The 17,504-nt window shown below is 58.5% G+C and carries 15 protein-coding genes; 10 read left to right on the top strand and 5 right to left on the bottom strand.

Annotated elements, in window-relative coordinates; genetic code table 11:
• Positions 1-119 precede the first annotated feature (119 nt).
• From pap to J2Y56_RS20190, 3 genes are all read left to right on the top strand, one after another.
• Positions 120-1,634, top strand: coding sequence for a polyphosphate:AMP phosphotransferase (gene pap / locus J2Y56_RS20200; RefSeq protein ID WP_007945794.1), 1,515 nt, complete (start codon positions 120-122; stop codon positions 1,632-1,634).
• 102 nt (positions 1,635-1,736) lie between these two features.
• Complete coding sequence (locus J2Y56_RS20195; protein ID WP_310352228.1) at positions 1,737-2,921, top strand: thiolase family protein; 1,185 nt, start codon at positions 1,737-1,739, stop codon at positions 2,919-2,921.
• A gap of 301 nt (positions 2,922-3,222) precedes the next feature.
• Positions 3,223-4,182, top strand: coding sequence for a DMT family transporter (locus J2Y56_RS20190; protein ID WP_310333813.1), 960 nt, complete (start codon positions 3,223-3,225; stop codon positions 4,180-4,182).
• Positions 4,183-4,304: 122 nt separating this feature from the next.
• Here the strand turns inward: J2Y56_RS20190 and J2Y56_RS20185 are convergent, their stop codons facing one another.
• Positions 4,305-5,699: a class II fumarate hydratase gene (locus J2Y56_RS20185; RefSeq protein WP_310352226.1), complete on the bottom strand. Its 1,395-nt coding sequence runs from the start codon at positions 5,697-5,699 to the stop codon at positions 4,305-4,307.
• A 192-nt stretch (positions 5,700-5,891) separates the two neighbouring features.
• On the opposite strand from J2Y56_RS20185, the gene J2Y56_RS20180 reads away from it, so the two are divergent.
• The 7 genes from J2Y56_RS20180 (at position 5,892) to J2Y56_RS20150 (ending at position 13,731) form a co-directional block, all read left to right on the top strand.
• Positions 5,892-6,413 (top strand): DUF2059 domain-containing protein, encoded by a 522-nt coding sequence (locus J2Y56_RS20180; protein ID WP_007945799.1) that lies wholly within the window; start codon positions 5,892-5,894, stop codon positions 6,411-6,413.
• Positions 6,414-6,425: 12 nt separating this feature from the next.
• Positions 6,426-6,725 carry a BolA family transcriptional regulator gene (locus J2Y56_RS20175; protein ID WP_007945800.1) on the top strand — a complete coding sequence of 100 codons (300 nt, stop codon included), beginning with the start codon at positions 6,426-6,428 and terminating at the stop codon, positions 6,723-6,725.
• A 173-nt stretch (positions 6,726-6,898) separates the two neighbouring features.
• Positions 6,899-7,840 carry a rhodanese-related sulfurtransferase gene (locus J2Y56_RS20170; protein ID WP_007945801.1) on the top strand — a complete coding sequence of 314 codons (942 nt, stop codon included), beginning with the start codon at positions 6,899-6,901 and terminating at the stop codon, positions 7,838-7,840.
• 39 nt (positions 7,841-7,879) lie between these two features.
• On the top strand, positions 7,880-8,482 hold the full coding sequence (locus tag J2Y56_RS20165) for a DsbA family protein (RefSeq protein ID WP_177323430.1): 603 nt from the start codon (positions 7,880-7,882) through the stop codon (positions 8,480-8,482).
• Positions 8,475-10,292 (top strand): ABC transporter ATP-binding protein, encoded by a 1,818-nt coding sequence (locus tag J2Y56_RS20160; protein ID WP_310352224.1) that lies wholly within the window; start codon positions 8,475-8,477, stop codon positions 10,290-10,292. Before J2Y56_RS20165 ends, J2Y56_RS20160 begins: the two co-directional genes overlap by 8 nt.
• Before the next feature lie 139 nt (positions 10,293-10,431).
• Complete coding sequence (locus J2Y56_RS20155) at positions 10,432-12,891, top strand: EAL domain-containing protein (protein ID WP_150780633.1); 2,460 nt, start codon at positions 10,432-10,434, stop codon at positions 12,889-12,891.
• 78 nt (positions 12,892-12,969) lie between these two features.
• On the top strand, positions 12,970-13,731 hold the full coding sequence (locus J2Y56_RS20150) for a TenA family transcriptional regulator (protein ID WP_405046872.1): 762 nt from the start codon (positions 12,970-12,972) through the stop codon (positions 13,729-13,731).
• Positions 13,732-13,806: 75 nt separating this feature from the next.
• Here J2Y56_RS20150 and J2Y56_RS20145 read toward each other — a convergent pair whose 3' ends face one another.
• From J2Y56_RS20145 to ubiG, 4 genes are all read right to left on the bottom strand, one after another.
• Positions 13,807-14,733, bottom strand: coding sequence for a GGDEF domain-containing protein (locus J2Y56_RS20145; protein ID WP_007945806.1), 927 nt, complete (start codon positions 14,731-14,733; stop codon positions 13,807-13,809).
• A 370-nt stretch (positions 14,734-15,103) separates the two neighbouring features.
• Positions 15,104-15,844: a YciK family oxidoreductase gene (locus tag J2Y56_RS20140; protein ID WP_310352220.1), complete on the bottom strand. Its 741-nt coding sequence runs from the start codon at positions 15,842-15,844 to the stop codon at positions 15,104-15,106.
• A 259-nt stretch (positions 15,845-16,103) separates the two neighbouring features.
• Positions 16,104-16,775 (bottom strand): N-acetylmuramic acid 6-phosphate phosphatase MupP, encoded by a 672-nt coding sequence (gene mupP / locus J2Y56_RS20135; protein ID WP_007945808.1) that lies wholly within the window; start codon positions 16,773-16,775, stop codon positions 16,104-16,106.
• 4 nt (positions 16,776-16,779) lie between these two features.
• Positions 16,780-17,478, bottom strand: coding sequence for a bifunctional 2-polyprenyl-6-hydroxyphenol methylase/3-demethylubiquinol 3-O-methyltransferase UbiG (gene ubiG / locus J2Y56_RS20130; protein ID WP_007945809.1), 699 nt, complete (start codon positions 17,476-17,478; stop codon positions 16,780-16,782).
• Positions 17,479-17,504: the final 26 nt, after the last annotated feature.

Genomic DNA, 17,504 nt, shown 5'->3' with positions numbered 1-17,504 from the left:
GCAACGGCAAGGTCGCCATTCTAGCCCCCTCGCCACAAAAGCCCACACTGTGGGGAATTTCTCTGCGTGCTATCGGCCCAATCCGCTAGTCTTGATCAATCTGGAAAGGGAGCCGTCCAATGTTTGAATCCGCTGAAATCGGTCACGCCATCGACAAAGAAACCTATGACGCCGAGGTGCCGGCGCTGCGCGAAGCGTTGCTTGAAGCGCAGTTCGAACTTCAGCAGCAAAAGCGTTTCCCGGTGATCATTCTGATCAATGGCATCGAAGGCGCCGGCAAGGGCGAGACGGTCAAGTTGCTCAATGAATGGATGGACCCGCGTCTGATCGAGGTCCGTACCTTCGACCAGCAGACGGATGAGGAACTGGCGCGACCTCCGGCCTGGCGTTATTGGCGGATGCTGCCGGCCGCGGGTCGCATGGGGATTTTCTTCGGTAACTGGTACAGCCAGATGCTGCAAGGCCGGGTTCATGGCCTGTTCAAAGACGCCGTGATGGATCAGGCGATCAACCAGTCCGAGCGTTTTGAAAAGATGCTGTGCGATGAAGGCGCGCTGATTTTCAAGTTCTGGTTCCACCTTTCCAAAAAACAGATGAAGGGGCGACTCAAGGCCCTGGCCGACGATCCGCTGCACAGCTGGCGCATCAGTCCGCTGGACTGGCAACAATCCGAGACCTACGACAAATTCGTGAAATACGGCGAGCGTGTGTTGCGCCGTACCAGTCGTGACTACGCGCCGTGGCATGTGATTGAAGGGTTGGACGCCAATTACCGCAGCCTGGCGGTGGGCAAGATCCTGCTGGAAGGTCTGCAAACTGCGCTGAAACGCCCCGATGTCCATCCCGACAAGGTCAATGCCGCGCCTCTGCCGATCCATATCGATCAGTTCAACCTGCTCGACAGTCTCGACTTGAACCTGCGCCTGGACAAGGACGATTACGAAGAACAACTGATTACCGAACAGGCGCGATTCTCGGGCCTGATGCGCGACAAACGCATGCGTCAGCATGCTTTGATAGCGGTGTTCGAAGGCAACGATGCGGCGGGCAAGGGCGGGGCGATCCGGCGGGTCGCGGCGGCGCTCGATCCGCGCCAGTACAGTATCGTGCCGATTGCCGCGCCGACCGAAGAGGAGCGGGCGCAGCCGTATCTATGGCGGTTCTGGCGCCACCTTCCGGCCAAGGGAAAATTCACCGTTTTTGATCGCTCCTGGTACGGGCGGGTACTGGTGGAGCGCGTCGAAGGCTTCTGCCCGCCGACGGACTGGCTGCGGGCTTACAGCGAGATCAACGACTTCGAAGAACAGATTTCCGATTCGGGTGTCATCGTGGTCAAGTTCTGGATGGCCATCGATAAGCAAACACAACTGGAGCGTTTCCAGGCCCGGGAAGAAATTCCCTTCAAGCGTTTCAAGATTACCGAAGACGATTGGCGCAATCGCGACAAGTGGGACGCTTACCGCGCGGCTGTGGTTGACATGGTCGATCGCACCAGCACTGAAATCTCATCCTGGACGCTGGTTGAGGCCAATGACAAGCGCTGGGCGCGGGTCAAAGTCCTGCGCACGATCAATCGGGCGCTGGAAACCGCGTTTGAAAAGTCCGACAAGAAGGCCAGAAATCACAAGAACTGAGTCGATGGTTACGCATACGCGGGATGAATGATTGTCGCGGTTGGTTATGAGGTGGACTTATGCTCGATCCACTCTCAACCGATAACAACAATGAGGTATGCCATGCGTGAAGTGGTGATCGTCGACAGCGTGCGGACCGGCCTGGCCAAATCCTTTCGCGGCAAGTTCAATCAGACCCGGCCAGATGATATGGCTGCGCATTGTGTCGACTCTTTGTTGGCACGTAATGGCATCGACCCGGCCAGCGTCGAGGACTGCATCGTCGGTGCGGGCTCCAACGAAGGCGCACAGGGCTATAACATCGGTCGAAATGTCGCCGTGTTGTCGCGCTTGGGTATCGGCGCCGCCGGCATGACCCTGAACCGCTTTTGCTCCTCGGGCTTGCAGGCGATTGCCATCGCCGCCAACCAGATTGCTTCGGGGTGCAGCGACATCATCGTTGCCGGTGGCGTCGAGTCCATCAGCCTGACGATGAAAAGCGTCAATACCGATAACCTGATCAACCCGCTGCTGAAGGAACAGGTGCCGGGCATCTACTTCCCGATGGGCCAGACCGCCGAAATCGTCGCGCGTCGTTACAACGTCAGCCGTGAAGCGCAAGACCTGTACGCCCTGCAAAGTCAGCAGCGCACCGCTCAGGCTCAGGCCGCCGGGTTGTTCGATGATGAAATCGTGCCGATGGCGGTTAAATACCGGGTTGAAGACAAGACCACCGGGCAGATTCAAATCCTCGATGGCATCGTCGATCGCGACGACTGCAACCGCCCGGACACCACGCTGGAAAGTCTGGCGGGCTTGAAACCGGTATTCGCCGAAGACGGTTCGGTCACGGCAGGCAACTCTTCACAGCTGTCCGATGGGGCGTCGATGACGCTGGTGATGAGCCTGGAAAAAGCGCTGGAGCTGGGATTGAAGCCCAAGGCGTTCTTCCGTGGTTTCACGGTCGCCGGGTGCGAGCCGGATGAGATGGGCATCGGGCCGGTGTTCTCGGTGCCGAAGCTGCTCAAGGCCAAGGGGTTGCAGATTGCCGACATTGATCTGTGGGAACTCAACGAAGCGTTTGCCTCGCAGTGCCTGTACAGCCGCAACCGGCTGGAGATCGATAACGAGAAGTACAACGTCAATGGTGGTTCGATCTCCATCGGGCACCCATTCGGCATGACCGGTTCACGTCAGGTCGGGCATCTCGTGCGGGAATTGCAGCGGCGCAATCTGCGTTACGGCATCGTCACCATGTGCGTGGGTGGCGGGATGGGCGCGACGGGGTTGTTTGAGGCTGTGCGTTAAGCCTTGAATAGTTGAGTTGTCTGATTAATCGCTTTCGCGAGCAGGCTCGCTCCCACAGTTGATCGCATTCCAATGTGGGAGCGAGCCTGCTCGCGAAGGCAGCGCCTCGGTTAATCGGCGGGCACATAAAATCCGCATCCGCTCGATATACACCCGAATCTCCCGCTCCGCCGTCTGCGGACGATCAAACGATGCTGCGACCTGCACAGTTTCATTCGCGCCTGCTCGCCAACTGTCCCTGTGTGCCAGACGCCTCTGCGCCTAGAATGACGCTTCTTGCCATCTGGCTGTTGGGGTTCGCATGCACATTTCATCCGGTCGCTGGGTCTACGGTCTGTTTCTGGCCTTGCTGACTGCGCTGTTGTGGGGAATCCTGCCGATCAAACTCAAGCAAGTGCTGCTGGTGATGGACCCGGTGACCGTCACCTGGTTTCGCCTGATCGTGTCCGGTGGGTGCCTGTTTGTGTATCTGGCGGCGACCCGGCGTTTGCCGAGTCGCAAAGTCCTCGGCCCGCGGGGTGGCTGGCTGGTGTTGATGGCGGTGCTCGGTCTGGTCGGCAACTACGTGCTGTACTTGATGGGCTTGAATCTGCTCAGCGCCGGGACCGCACAATTGGTGGTGCAGATGGGCCCGATCATGTTGCTGATCGCCAGTCTGTTTGTGTTCAAGGAACGTTTCAGCGTGGGGCAGGGGATTGGCCTGTTGGTGCTGCTGATCGGGTTCGCACTGTTCTTCAATCAGCGCCTGGCCGAGCTGCTCACTTCGCTGACCGATTACACCACCGGCGTGCTGTTGGTGTTGCTGGCGTCCACGGTCTGGACCTTCTACGCCTTGGGGCAGAAGCAATTGCTGACGGTGTGGAATTCGCTGCAGGTCATGATGGTGATCTACCTGTTCTGCGCGTTGCTGCTGACACCGTGGGTGCATCCACTTGAGGCGTTGCAACTGAGCCCGCTGCAAGGCTGGTTGCTGCTGGCATGCTGCATGAATACGCTGATCGCCTATGGCGCGTTTGCCGAAGCGCTGGCCCACTGGGAAGCGTCGCGGGTGAGTGCGACGCTGGCGATCACGCCGTTGGTGACTTTCGGCGCGGTGGCCGTGGCCGCGTGGCTGTGGCCGGACTTCGTGCATGCCGAAACGATCAACGGTTTGGGTTATGGCGGGGCGGTGCTGGTGGTGTTGGGGTCGGCGTTGGTGGCGTTAGGGCCTTCACTCATTGCAGGGCTCAAGGCACGCCGGGTTCGGATGGCAGCAGGTTAACCTGCGTTATCGTTCTTCGCGAGCAAGCCCAGTCCCACATTCAACCGTATTCCCCTAAAAGGACTCGGTGAAATGTGGGAGCGGGCTTGCTCGCGAAGACTGACTGTCAGGCGCTACAAATCTCAGCCCTTGGCCCCAGCCTCCAGCATATTCTCCGGCCGCACCCAGGCATCAAACTCTTCATCCGTCAGATACCCCAGCTGCAACGCCGCCTCCCGCAACGTCAGGCCTTCGGCGTAAGCCTTCTTGGCAATCTCCGCCGATTTGTCATAGCCGATGTGCGGGTTCAGCGCTGTCACCAGCATCAACCCCCGCTCCAGATGCTCAGCCATTTTTTCTGCATCCGGTTCCAGACCGGCAATGCAGTGCTGCTGGAAGTTGCTGCAACCATCCCCCAGCAGGCGGATCGATTGCAGCAGGTTGTGAATAATCACCGGTTTGAACACGTTCAATTGCAGATGCCCCTGACTTGCCGCGAACCCAATGGCGACGTCATTGCCCAGGACCTGACACGCCAGCATCGACAGCGCCTCGCACTGCGTCGGATTGACCTTGCCCGGCATGATCGAGCTGCCCGGTTCATTGGCTGGCAATTTCACCTCGGCGAAACCGGCCCGGGGACCGGAGCCCAGCACGCGCAGGTCGTTGGCGATTTTCATCAGGGTTACCGCCAGGGTCTTCAGCGCGCCGGAAAGTGTCGTCAACGGTTCATGACCGGCCAGTGCGGCGAATTTGTTCGGCGCGGTGACGAAGGGCAGACCGGAGAGGGCGGCCAGTTCGGCAGCAATGGCTTCGCCGAAACCGTGAGGCGAATTCAGGCCCGTGCCGACGGCGGTGCCGCCCTGGGCCAGTTCACACACGTCAGGCAGCGCGCTGCGGATCGCCCGCTCGGCGTAATGCAGTTGCGCGACGAACGCCGAGACTTCCTGGCCGAAGGTGATCGGCGTAGCGTCCATCATGTGCGTTCGACCGGTCTTGACCAGTTTCATGTGGCGCGCCGCCAGCTCGGCCAACCCGCCCGACAGTTCACTGATGGCCGGCAGCAAATGTTGCTGTACCGCTTGGGCTGCAGCGATGTGCATGGCGGTGGGGAAGCAGTCGTTGGAGCTCTGCGAGCGGTTGACGTGATCGTTAGGGTGCACGGGCAACTTGCCGCCGCGCGGGTTGCCAGCCAGCTCGTTGGCGCGACCGGCGATCACTTCGTTGACGTTCATGTTGCTTTGGGTGCCGCTGCCGGTCTGCCAGACCACCAGCGGGAACTGGTCGTCGTGGTCGCCATCGAGCACTTCGTCGGCGGCCTGTTCGATCAACCGGGCGATGTCGGCGGGTATGTCGCCATTACGGTCATTGACCCGTGCCGCGGCTTTCTTGATCAGCGCCAGGGCATGCAGCACCGCCAGCGGCATTTTTTCGTTGCCGATAGCGAAGTTGATCAGCGAGCGTTGCGTCTGAGCGCCCCAGTAGGCTTCATCCGGGACTTCCACCTGGCCAAGGCTGTCGGTTTCGATACGGCTCATCGTGCACACTCCTGTAGGTCTGATAGCGCAGTTTAGGCGCTGATCGGCAGCTGTGGTTCCATCTGACTGGTTTTTGCCCCTTCAACCCCTCTAATTCAGGGCCGACAAGGCTTGGGGTTGAGCGACACACTTTTTTAGGCGCAGAATGGACGCCCTTGGGGTTTTACCTCGCCTGCTAGAAAAGGAAACTCGATGACTCGTCTTCGTGCCATCTGTACCGCGGTTGCACTGGTCTGCGCCAGCGGCCCAGTTTTTGCCGATACCGCCAGCCACAACGCCAGTGCCGAAGCTTTCCTGACCCTGGCGCACGCTGACAAATTGGGCACTCCGGTGTACATGCAAGTGCAGCAAATGTTCGCTCAGCGCTTTGCACAGACCAAAGCGCCTGAATCGAAAAAAGCCGTGCTGGAAACGTATCAGGCCAAAGCCAATACCGCGCTGGACCAAGCCATTGGCTGGAACAAGCTGAAGCCGGAAATGGTCAAGCTTTACACCTCCAACTTCAGTGAGTCCGAGCTCAAAGACCTGGTTGCGTTCTACCAGTCGCCACTGGGCAAGAAAGTCCTGGAAAAAATGCCACAGCTGACTCAGCAATCGGCCCAGATGACTCAAGCCAAGCTGGAAAGCGCGGTGCCTGTGGTCAACAAGCTGCTGGCTGACATGACGGCCGAGCTGGAGCCTAAAGGCGCCGCTCCAGCCAAGAAAAAGCCTTAAGCGGAGTTCGGTATGACCATGCAACAACGCATTGAATCGACGCTGGGCCTGTTACAGCCGCAGCATCTGCAAGTGCTGGATGAAAGCCACATGCACAGTCGTGGGTTGCAGACCCACTTCAAGGCCGTGGTGGTCAGCCAGCAGTTCGAAGGGCTGAACCGGGTCAAGCGTCATCAAAAGGTCTACGGCACGCTCGGCGAGCTGATGGGCGAGTTTCACGCGTTGGCGCTGCATACCTACACGCCTGAGGAATGGGCACAGATCGACGCGGCCCCGGCCTCACCGACCTGTGCGGGCGGAGAGAGGCAGTAAAAGCAGCTACAAGCTGCAAGCTGCAAGTTTGGGGGGCTACCTTGAGCTTGTAGCTCGAAGCTTGCCGCTTAAAGCTGCTCCTTTGCTACAATCCGCAACGCGCCGCTCACCCGGCGCGTTTTTTTTCGCATCCGGTTCACCCCTTACGAGGGTAGCCACCTGGAGAATCACCCATGACACAACAGATTGTCGTGGCGGCACTGTATAAGTTCGTCACCCTGGAAGATTACGTCGCCCTGCGCGAGCCACTGCTGCAAGCAATGGTCGACAACGGCATCAAAGGCACGCTGCTGATCGCCGAAGAAGGCATCAACGGCACCGTGTCCGGCAGTCGCGAAGGTATTGACGGGCTGATGGCGTGGCTCAAGAACGACCCACGCATGGACGACATCGATCACAAAGAGTCGTACTGCGACGATCAGCCGTTCTATCGCACCAAGGTCAAGCTCAAGAAAGAAATCGTCACCCTCGGCGTTGAAGGCGTGGACCCGAACAAAAAGGTCGGCACTTACGTTGATCCTCAGGATTGGAATGCGCTGATCAGCGATCCTGAAGTGCTGTTGATTGATACCCGTAACGATTACGAAGTTTCGATCGGTACCTTCGAAGGCGCCATCGACCCGAAAACCACCAGTTTTCGCGAGTTTCCCGAGTACATCAAAGCCAACTTCGACCCGGCCGTACACAAGAAAGTCGCGATGTTCTGCACCGGTGGCATCCGCTGCGAGAAAGCGTCGAGCTACATGCTCAGCGAAGGCTTCGATGAGGTCTATCACCTCAAGGGTGGCATTCTGAAGTACCTCGAAGAGGTGCCGCAGGAAGAAACCAAATGGCAGGGCGACTGCTTTGTGTTCGATAACCGCGTGACCGTACGTCATGACCTCAGTGAAGGTGACTACGATCAATGTCATGCCTGCCGTACACCGATCAGCATCGAAGACCGCGCCTCCGAGCATTACGTGGCAGGCATTAGCTGCCCGCATTGCTGGGATACGCTGAGCGAGAAGACCCGCCGCAGTGCCATTGATCGGCAGAAGCAGATTGAACTGGCCAAGGCTCGCAACTTGCCTCACCCGATCGGTTACAACTACAAGCAAACCCCTTCCGAGGCTTGAATCATGTCTGCACGCCGCCTGCTCTATGTGATGGACCCGATGTGTTCCTGGTGCTGGGGCTTTGCGCCAGTGGCAAACGCCTTGGTCGAGCAGGCGCACGCGGCGGGCGTAGAGGTGCATCTGATCGTCGGTGGTTTGCGCACCGGCAGTGGAGCGGCGCTGGAACCGACCACCCGCCGCTATATTCTGGAGCATTGGCAGGCGGTCACTGAGGCCACCGGCCAATCGTTCAAAACCGAAGGCGCTCTGCCCGACGGCTTTGTCTACGACACCGAGCCTGCGTGCCGGGCGCTGGTGACTGCGCGTAGCCTGGCGCCGGATTGTGCATGGAAACTCCTGGGCCTGATTCAGCACGCGTTCTATGTCGAGGGTCGCGACGTCACCCACGCCAGCGTGCTGGTGGAACTGGCCGAGCAGGCCGGTCTGCCGCGCATCGAATTCGCCGCGGCATTCGACCGTGCAGATATGCACACCGCCACGGCGGCTGATTTCACTTGGGTCCAGGACCTGGGCATCGCCGGTTTCCCTACGTTGCTGGCTGAGCGCAATGGTCAATTGGCGTTGCTGACCAATGGTTATCAGCCCCTGAGTGAACTGTCCCCGTTGCTCGGCCGCTGGCTGGAGCGCGCTGCCTGTGCATGATGTACCCGATGACGCCCCGGCTCCCAAGCATGTCGATCGATTGAGCTGGGCTGAAATCCGCCGACTGGCCCTGCACCATAAAAAATCCCTGTGGATCGCCAATGGCGTCGCCGTGCTGGCTACCTTGTGCAGTGTGCCAATTCCCTTGCTGCTGCCGTTGTTGGTGGACGAAGTGTTGTTGGGGCACGGCGACACCGCGCTGAAGGTCATGAACCAGGTGCTGCCCGAAGGCTGGCAGAAAGCGGCGGGCTACATAGGCCTGATGTTGCTCGTAACCTTGTTGCTGCGCTGCGGTGCCCTGTTGTTCAACGTGGTGCAGGCAAAATTGTTCGCGGCACTGGCCAAGGACATTGTCTATCGAATTCGCACCCGGCTGATCGAGCGGCTCAAGCGCATTTCCCTTGGCGAATACGAAAGTCTGGGCAGCGGCACGGTGACCACGCACATGGTTACTGACCTGGATACGCTGGACAAATTCGTCGGTGAAACCCTCAGTCGTTTCCTTGTGGCGATGCTGACCCTGGTCGGCACCGCGAGCATTCTGATCTGGATGCACTGGAAGCTGGCGCTGCTGATCATGTTGTTCAATCCGTTGGTGATTTACGCCACGGTGCTGCTGGGCAAGCGAGTCAAACACCTGAAGAAACTCGAGAACGACAGCACCTCGCGCTTCACCCAGGCACTGACCGAAACCCTCGACGCGATCCAGGAAGTCCGCGCTGGCAACCGTCAGGGATTTTTCCTCGGTCGCCTTGGCCTGCGGGCCCGGGAAGTGCGCGACTACGCGGTCAACTCGCAATGGAAAACCGATGCCTCGAACCGGGCAAGCGGTTTGCTGTTCCAGTTTGGCATCGATATTTTTCGCGCGGCGGCCATGCTTACCGTGCTGTTCTCCGACCTGTCCATTGGCCAGATGCTGGCGGTATTCAGCTACCTGTGGTTCATGATTGGCCCGGTGGAACAACTGCTCAATTTGCAATACGCCTATTACGCCGCCAGCGGTGCGTTGTCGCGGATCAACGAACTGCTGGCCCGGGCCGATGAACCTCAATACCCCGGTGGCGTCGACCCGTTTCAGGGCCGTGATACCGTGGGCATTGAAGTCCAGGGCCTGAGTTTCGGTTACGGCGATGAGTTGGTGCTGAACAAGATGGACCTGTCCATCGCTCCGGGTGAAAAAGTCGCGATTGTCGGCGCCAGCGGAGGCGGCAAGAGTACGTTGGTGCAGTTGTTGCTGGGCTTGTACACGCCACAGGCCGGGACTATTCGCTTCGGCGGCTCGACCCAACAGGAGATCGGCCTGGAAACCGTGCGTGAAAATGTCGCCGTGGTCTTGCAACATCCTGCGTTGTTCAACGACACCATCCGGGCCAACCTGACGATGGGCCGAGTGCGCAGCGACGAAGCCTGCTGGCAAGCACTGGAGATTGCGCAGCTGCACCACACGGTTCGAGCGCTGCCTGACGGCCTCGATAGCATCGTCGGACGTTCCGGTGTGCGTTTGTCCGGTGGCCAGCGCCAACGCCTGGCCATTGCGCGGATGGTCCTGGCCGAACCCAAAGTGGTGATTCTCGACGAGGCCACCTCGGCGCTGGACGCCGCCACCGAATACAATCTGCACCAAGCGCTGGCGCGGTTCCTCAGCCACCGCACCACGTTGATCATTGCGCACCGCTTGTCAGCGGTGAAGCAGGCCGACCGGGTGCTGGTGTTCGATGGCGGACAGATAGCCGAGGATGGCGACCACCAGCAATTGATCGCAGAGGGTGGTTTGTACGCCAAGCTGTATGGGCACTTGCAACAGCTATAACGCCGGATGCAGTTCAGCACGTCATTATCAGCGCAGGTACAGATGTTGACAGTTTGCTTGCCCGGATCGGGATCGCACCCTAGTCTAACGGTAGCGATCACATTGGGATGATGATCTGGCAGTGCTAAAAAGGGACCTCATGAATCAAACCCGGACTCTCGGAACACCACGGTTGTTGGGCATTGTCTGGCCATTTATTGCCGTCGTACTGTTTCAGGCCCTGTTGGGCGGCGTGAGCCTTTACGTTCTGTCGGCGGTGCGCGGCTATGTTGCCGGTGAAAGCCTGTGGTCGAAGGGGCAAAAAGACGCCATCTATTACCTCAACCTCTACGCTGACAGTCGCGACGAGGCGATATTCCTCAAATACCAGAACGCCATTGCCATACCCCAGGGTGGTCATGAGTTGCGTCTGGCGCTGGATCACCAGCCACCTGAAATCGATGCCGCGCGAGTGGCGATTCTCAAGGGGGGCAACCACCCTGACGACGTTTCCAGTCTGATCTGGCTCTACCTCAACTTCCGGCATTTCTCTTACCTCGAAAAAGCCATCGACCGCTGGACGGTGGGTGACGCCTACCTGCAGCAACTCGATGATGTTGCGCAGCAGATGCACCAACGCGTTGCCGACAGAAAGGTCACACCCGCTGATATCTGGCGCTGGAAAGACCAGATACTCGCCATCAACGATGCAGTGACGCCAGCCGCCAAAGCGTTCAGTGATGCATTGGGCGAAGGCTCGCGCTTGATCCTCCGGTTCCTGCTGGTGACCAACCTCGCCACGGCGCTGGGCTTGATTGCGCTTGCGTTGCTGCGTACGCACAAGTTGCTCAAGCAGCGCCATGAATTCGCCGAAGCGCTGCAACTGGAGAAAGACCGGGCGCAGATCACGTTGCAGTCCATTGGCGACGGCGTGATTACCACGGATGTCGAAGGTGCTATCACCTACATGAATCCCGCCGCCGAGGCGCTGACCCACTGGAAAGGCGAACAGGCGACGGGTCTGCCGCTGGCTGCGCTGTTCAATCTACTGGATGAAAACGCTCAGGCTGACGGGTTCACGTTGATCGAGCATATTCTGAGCGGTCAGCTCAGCGGTGGCAGCGAACATTCCAAACTGATTCAACGTCTGGATGGCAGCACGGTTTCGGTAACGCTGGTGGGTTCGCCGATTCGCAATGCGGGCAAGGTCAGTGGCACCGTGCTGGTGTTGCATGACATGACGCAGGAGCGCCAATACATTGCCAATCTCTCCTGGCAGGCGACTCATGACGCCTTGACCGGGCTCGCCAACCGCCGCGAGTTCGAGTTTCGACTGGAGCAGGCACTGCACAACCTGACGCGTCATACCGGGCGCCATGCCCTGATGTTTCTCGATCTGGATCAATTCAAACTGGTCAATGACACGTGCGGTCACGCGGCGGGCGATGAACTGCTGCGGCATATCTGTGCGTTGTTGCAATCCGGTTTGCGCGAAGGTGACACCCTGGCTCGGCTGGGTGGCGATGAGTTCGGCATCCTGCTGGAAAACTGCGCCCCAGACGCTGCGGAGAAGATTGCCGAAAGTTTGCGCCTTACCGTACAAAACCTGCACTTCGTCTGGAAGGGTCGACCCTTTGTCACCACGGTGAGCATCGGGCTGGTGCATGTCGCGCACCCTCCTACGACGCTGGAAGCATCACTGCGCGCCGCTGATATGGCGTGCTACATGGCCAAGGAAAAAGGGCGCAATCGAGTTCAGGTCTATCACGCCGACGACTCGGAACTGTCATTGCGTTTTGGCGAGATGGCCTGGGTGCAGCGCCTGCATATAGCGCTGGAAGAGAATCGCTTTTGCCTGTACTCCCAGCAAATCGCGCCATTGGGGCATACAGAGCGCGGCGGCGGGCATATCGAAATCCTGTTGCGTCTGCATGACGAAGCTGGCCGCATGATCTTGCCGGACAGTTTTATTCCAGCTGCGGAGCGTTATGGATTAATGACCGCACTTGATCGTTGGGTGGTGGAGAACGTCTTCAAGATCATTGCCCAATGCAGGGCCGAAGAGCGCAAAGGCCCATTAGCGATGTGTGCGATTAATCTGTCAGGCACAACTATCGGAGATGAGGCGTTTCTGGACTTCCTGCGTGAACAATTTGTTAACTATTCAATTCCACCTGAAATGATTTGTTTTGAAATCACAGAAACCAGTGCAATTTCAAATTTGGGCAGCGCAATTAGATTTATCAATGAACTCAAAGGTTTAGGTTGCCACTTTTCGTTAGATGATTTTTGCGCCGGAATGTCCTCGTTCGCTTACTTGAAACATTTGCCTGTAGACTTCCTGAAGATCGACGGGAGTTTCGTAAAGGATATGTTGGACGACCCGATTAACCGCGCCATGGTCGAAGTAATTAACCACATCGGGCATGTCATGGGTAAGCGCACGATTGCCGAGTTTGTAGAGTCACCCCAGATTGAGCAGGCACTGCTTGAAATCGGGGTCGATTTCGCTCAAGGGTATGTCATTGAACGCCCGAATCCGTTTACCTGCGATAGTTTGCAAAGTCGTCCTGCCAGGCCTCAGCCTTTGTTATTCAAGGCACCTGGCACGTTCCGTTGAAATCTCTCGCTGATCCGAACAATCACAATCAAAAGGAGCTCGACAGTGATCGACACATTCCACCGAACCGGACCCCTCATGGAAGCGGCAAGCTATCCCGCCTGGGCTCAACAGCTCATCAAGGATTGCAGCGAGAGCAAGCGCCGGGTTGTTGAACACGAACTGTATCAGCGCATGCGAGACAACAAGCTCAGCGCCAAGACCATGCGCCAGTACCTTATTGGTGGCTGGCCGGTTGTAGAGCAGTTCGCGTTATACATGGCACAAAACCTGACCAAAACCCGCTTTGCCCGCCATCCCGGTGAAGACATGGCGCGGCGTTGGCTGATGCGCAATATTCGTGTGGAATTGAACCATGCCGATTATTGGGTGCATTGGAGTCGGGCCCACGGTGTCAGCCTGGAAGACCTGCAAGCACAGCAGGTTGCCCCTGAACTTCACGCCTTGAGCCATTGGTGCTGGCACACCAGTTCGGCCGATTCGTTGATCGTGGCCATCGCTGCGACCAACTACGCCATTGAAGGCGCGACCGGTGAGTGGTCGGCCCTGGTCTGCTCCAGTGGCGTCTACGCCGCGGCATTCCCGGAGGAAGATCGCAAACGGGCCATGAAGTGGTTGAAGATGCATGCCCAGTACGACGATGCTCATCCATGGGAAGCGCTGGAAATCATCTGTACCCTGGCGGGCATGAACCCGAGCAAATCCCTGCAAGTGGAACTGCGACAGGCGGTGTGCAAGAGCTATGACTACATGCACCTGTTTCTGGAGCGTTGCATGCAACTGGAGCATTCGGAAAAGGCGCCTGTGACGCGTGAGCGCCTGGCCTTGGCTGAAAGCTGATCCATAGGCAATACAAACCAAAACGTGGGAGCGAGCAGGCTCGCTCCCACAGTGGTTTCTAGTGTTGCCTAGGGCTCAACCCGCCATTGCCAGCCGGTTGCGTCCCTCGCGCTTGGCGACATACAGCGCACTGTCGGCCCGCCGCACCAAGCTTTCGGCAGATTCGCCAGGCAGGAGGGTCGAGCATCCGAGGCTGACGGTCAGCTCTATTGCATTGCCTTCGGCTTGGTAATCCTCGACCTGAGCCGCCATGCGCAGGCGCTCGCCGACCATGGCCGCGGCGTCCCGGGTGGTGTTGGACAGCAGGATCAGGAACTCTTCGCCGCCAAACCGGAACACCATGTCGACATTGCGCAACTGGTTTTTGATCGCGGTGGCGACAGCCTTGAGCACCTCATCGCCCGCATTGTGGCCGTAACTGTCGTTGACGTTTTTGAAGTGATCGATGTCCAGCATCAGCAACGACAAAGGCATCAAGTGGCGTCGCGACATCTCGATTTCCCGTTCCAGGGTCTGATCCATGGCAATGCGGTTCCCGGTATCGGTCAGCGGGTCGCGCAACGCGCTTTGGGTCGCGGCTCGGTAAAGAAGGGCATTTCGCATCGGGAAGAGCAGTGCGGACAACAACGACTCCAGATTGCCTTGATCCTGCTCGCTGAATCGCTGATTGCGCCGGAACACCAGTTCGCCGAGCTGTTCGCCTTCATGGCTGAGGCTATAACTGACCGAATGATGGCCGCGCTGGCCAAACTCCAGGCGCAAGTCACTCTCCTGATGCTGATAGTTCAAGGCATCCAGTGGCACCAATTGCTGAACTTCGCGGAAGAAAAGCCCGAGAATGCGTTGTGGCTCAAGACTGGTTTGCAGCTGCTGACCCAGTTGCTGGCGCAATTGCGCAAGACTGACAGGCCGCTCCAGAAGGGGAGGCAGCTGAGCAAATCCCAGGCGTTGCAACTTGGCACTGTCGAAGTCAATTGCGTTGGACTGGGAAGGTAATTTCATATGGCGTAAGCCCCTAAGCGGTAAAGCTGTCTTACAAGCTGGGTGAGAGCGGCTTTGGGCTACGCGTCATACTGGTCCATCAGTCCCGTAGACATATGCCGCAAGTTTAGTCCGCTTTGCCGAAGGTCAATAATCTATCGACTCAGGCGTGCACCCGTTGCTTTCATACTGCTGTCTGAGAAGCTTTAGAGCGAAAGTCGTGCCATTCGGTTCAGTCTTATAAAAACCTATATGAATCATTAGGTTGGATGCTATGGCAAGGGTGGGAGATGAAATGGGTGACGGTTGTTTGACTCATAAGGGGGCATGGTAATGGCGCGCTTTGTGTGCCACGCCGGGAAGTCGGCACGGCACTAAGCGACGCACGGTGTTACTGGGCGTTGAACGCCTGGCCATTAATGCCGGTACTATCCGGGCCCATCAGGTACAGATAGACCGGCATGATTTCTTCCGGAGTCGGGTTGTCGAGCGGATTTTCCCCCGGGTAAGCCTGGGCCCGCATGCTGGTGCGGGTGGCGTCCGGGTTGATGCTGTTGGAGCGGACCGGGGCCACGGTGTCCACTTCGTCTGCCAGGGTTTGCATCAGGCCTTCGGTGGCAAACTTGGACACACCATAAGCGCCCCAATAGGCACGCCCCTTGCGGCCGACGCTACTGGAGGTAAACACCACCGAGGCATCCTGCGACAGCTTTAGCAGAGGCAGCAGGGTGCTGGTGAGCATGAACATGGCGTTCACGTTGACGTGCATGACGCGCATGAAGTTTTCGCCGGACAGCTGTTCGACCGGCGTGCGCGGACCGATGATCGACGCGTTATGCAGCAAGCCGTCGAGATGGCCGAATTCGGTCTCGATCATGGCGGCCAGTTCGTCGTACTGGTGGGGCAGGGCGGTTTCCAGGTTGAACGGGATCACCGCCGGCTGTGGGTGCCCGGCTGCTTCGATTTCGTCATAAACCTGAGTCAGGTTGGCTTCGGTCTTGCCCAGCAGCAAGACGGTGGCGCCATGGGCTGCGTAGGTTTTCGCAGCCGCCGCGCCGATGCCGCGACCAGCACCGGTGACCAGAATGACCCGGTCCTTGAGCAGTTCAGGGCGAGCGGAATAATCAAACATAAAAAACCCTCAACAAAAACAGTAAAGAGAGCGCGACACGACCATTCGCGAGCAAGTCCGTCAGGCCCGGATGCGGTCTGTAGCAGCTGGCGAAGCCTGCGTTCGGCTGCGCAGCAGTCGCAAATACTGCGAGCATGGACAAGCTGAAACACCGGGTCGTCTGATTTCACGACTGCTTCGCAGCCGAACGCAGCCTACGGCAGCTGCTACAAGGAATGCATAGTTGCTGGCATTCCTGACTCGCTCACAGAATCGGTTCTCAGCAACCACACAAAGCGCTATCAAGCACCTTGCGCAGTTCCAGCGGATGATCCACCACCACGTCCGCGCCCCAGTGTCGCGGGTTGTCGTCGGGGTGAATGTAGCCGTAGGTCACCGCAGCTGTCTTGGTGCCGGCATCACGCCCCGACTCGATATCGCGCAGGTCATCGCCGACAAACAGCACGCTGGCCGGGTCCAGGTCGAGCATTTTGCACGCCAGAATCAGTGGTTCCGGATCAGGCTTGCTGTTCTTTACGTGATCGGGACAGATCAGGAGTGCGGAACGCTCGGCCAGCCCCAGTTGCTGCATGATCGGCTCGGCGAAACGCAGTGGCTTGTTGGTGACCACGCCCCAGATCAGGTTGGCCTTCTCGATGTCGGCCAGCAGTTCGCCCATGCCATCGAAGAGTTTGCTGTGCACCGCACACCCGGCCAGATAGCGCTCCAGGAACTCCAGTCGCAGTTCCTCAAAGCCCGGTGATTCCGGGTCGATCGAAAAGGTCACGGCGACCATCGCCTTGGCGCCGCCGGAGATCTCGTCACGAATGTGCTGGTCATTCATGGGCGGCATGCCACGATCAGCGCGCATCGCCTGGCAGATGGCAATAAAGTCCGGCGCGGTGTCGAGCAGCGTGCCGTCCATGTCAAAAAGGACTGCTCTGATACGCATCGGCTTACTCCTCTCGCAGGGTCTGGATCATGTAGTTGACGTCCACATCGGCCGCCAGTTTGTAGTGCTTGGTCAACGGGTTGTAGGTCAGGCCGATGATGTCCTTGACGGTCAGGCCCGCCATGCGACTCCAGGCGCCAAGCTCGGATGGGCGGATGAATTTCTTGAAATCGTGCGTGCCGCGCGGCAGCAGTTTCATGATGTATTCAGCGCCGACAATGGCGAACAGGTAAGCCTTCGGGTTGCGGTTGATGGTGGAGAAGAACACCTGGCCGCCGGGCTTGACCATGCGGAAGCAGGCGCGGATGACCGAAGACGGATCGGGTACGTGCTCAAGCATTTCCAGGCACGTGACGACGTCGAATTGCTCGGGCATTTCCTCGGCGAGACCTTCGGCCGTGATCTGTCGGTATTCGACGTTCACGCCCGACTCCAGTTGGTGCAACTGCGCGACCGCGAGCGGCGCTTCACCCATGTCGATACCCATGACGGTGGCGCCGCGCTGGGCCATGGCCTCGCTGAGAATCCCGCCGCCGCAACCGACGTCCAGCACCTTCTTGCCGGCCAGATTGACGCGTTCGTCAATCCAGTTGACCCGCAGCGGATTGATGTCGTGAAGTGGCTTGAACTCGCTTTCACGGTCCCACCAGCGATGGGCCAGGGCTTCGAATTTGGCGATCTCGGCGTAGTCGACGTTGCTCATGGTTCAGTCCTCTAAAACTTGAAAAA

It is taken from the genome of Pseudomonas sp. BE134 (assembly GCF_031456105.1).
Taxonomy (GTDB): Bacteria; Pseudomonadota; Gammaproteobacteria; order Pseudomonadales; family Pseudomonadaceae; genus Aquipseudomonas.
This window is presented reverse-complemented; position numbering and strand designations above follow the sequence as displayed.

Bases quoted from the DNA above. Each gene is read 5' to 3' on its own strand.
- J2Y56_RS20195 (WP_310352228.1), top strand. From the start codon at position 1,737: ATGCGTGAAGTGGTGATCGTCGACAGCGTGCGGACCGGCCTGGCCAAA.
- ubiG (WP_007945809.1), bottom strand. From the start codon at position 17,478: ATGAGCAACGTCGACTACGCCGAGATCGCCAAATTCGAAGCCCTGGCC.
- J2Y56_RS20185 (WP_310352226.1), bottom strand. From the start codon at position 5,699: ATGAGCCGTATCGAAACCGACAGCCTTGGCCAGGTGGAAGTCCCGGAT.
- J2Y56_RS20155 (WP_150780633.1), top strand. From the start codon at position 10,432: ATGAATCAAACCCGGACTCTCGGAACACCACGGTTGTTGGGCATTGTC.
- J2Y56_RS20190 (WP_310333813.1), top strand. From the start codon at position 3,223: ATGCACATTTCATCCGGTCGCTGGGTCTACGGTCTGTTTCTGGCCTTG.
- J2Y56_RS20175 (WP_007945800.1), top strand. From the start codon at position 6,426: ATGACCATGCAACAACGCATTGAATCGACGCTGGGCCTGTTACAGCCG.
- J2Y56_RS20180 (WP_007945799.1), top strand. From the start codon at position 5,892: ATGACTCGTCTTCGTGCCATCTGTACCGCGGTTGCACTGGTCTGCGCC.
- mupP (WP_007945808.1), bottom strand. From the start codon at position 16,775: ATGCGTATCAGAGCAGTCCTTTTTGACATGGACGGCACGCTGCTCGAC.
- pap (WP_007945794.1), top strand. From the start codon at position 120: ATGTTTGAATCCGCTGAAATCGGTCACGCCATCGACAAAGAAACCTAT.
- J2Y56_RS20145 (WP_007945806.1), bottom strand. From the start codon at position 14,733: ATGAAATTACCTTCCCAGTCCAACGCAATTGACTTCGACAGTGCCAAG.
- J2Y56_RS20150 (WP_405046872.1), top strand. From the start codon at position 12,970: ATGGAAGCGGCAAGCTATCCCGCCTGGGCTCAACAGCTCATCAAGGAT.
- J2Y56_RS20140 (WP_310352220.1), bottom strand. From the start codon at position 15,844: ATGTTTGATTATTCCGCTCGCCCTGAACTGCTCAAGGACCGGGTCATT.
- J2Y56_RS20170 (WP_007945801.1), top strand. From the start codon at position 6,899: ATGACACAACAGATTGTCGTGGCGGCACTGTATAAGTTCGTCACCCTG.
- J2Y56_RS20165 (WP_177323430.1), top strand. From the start codon at position 7,880: ATGTGTTCCTGGTGCTGGGGCTTTGCGCCAGTGGCAAACGCCTTGGTC.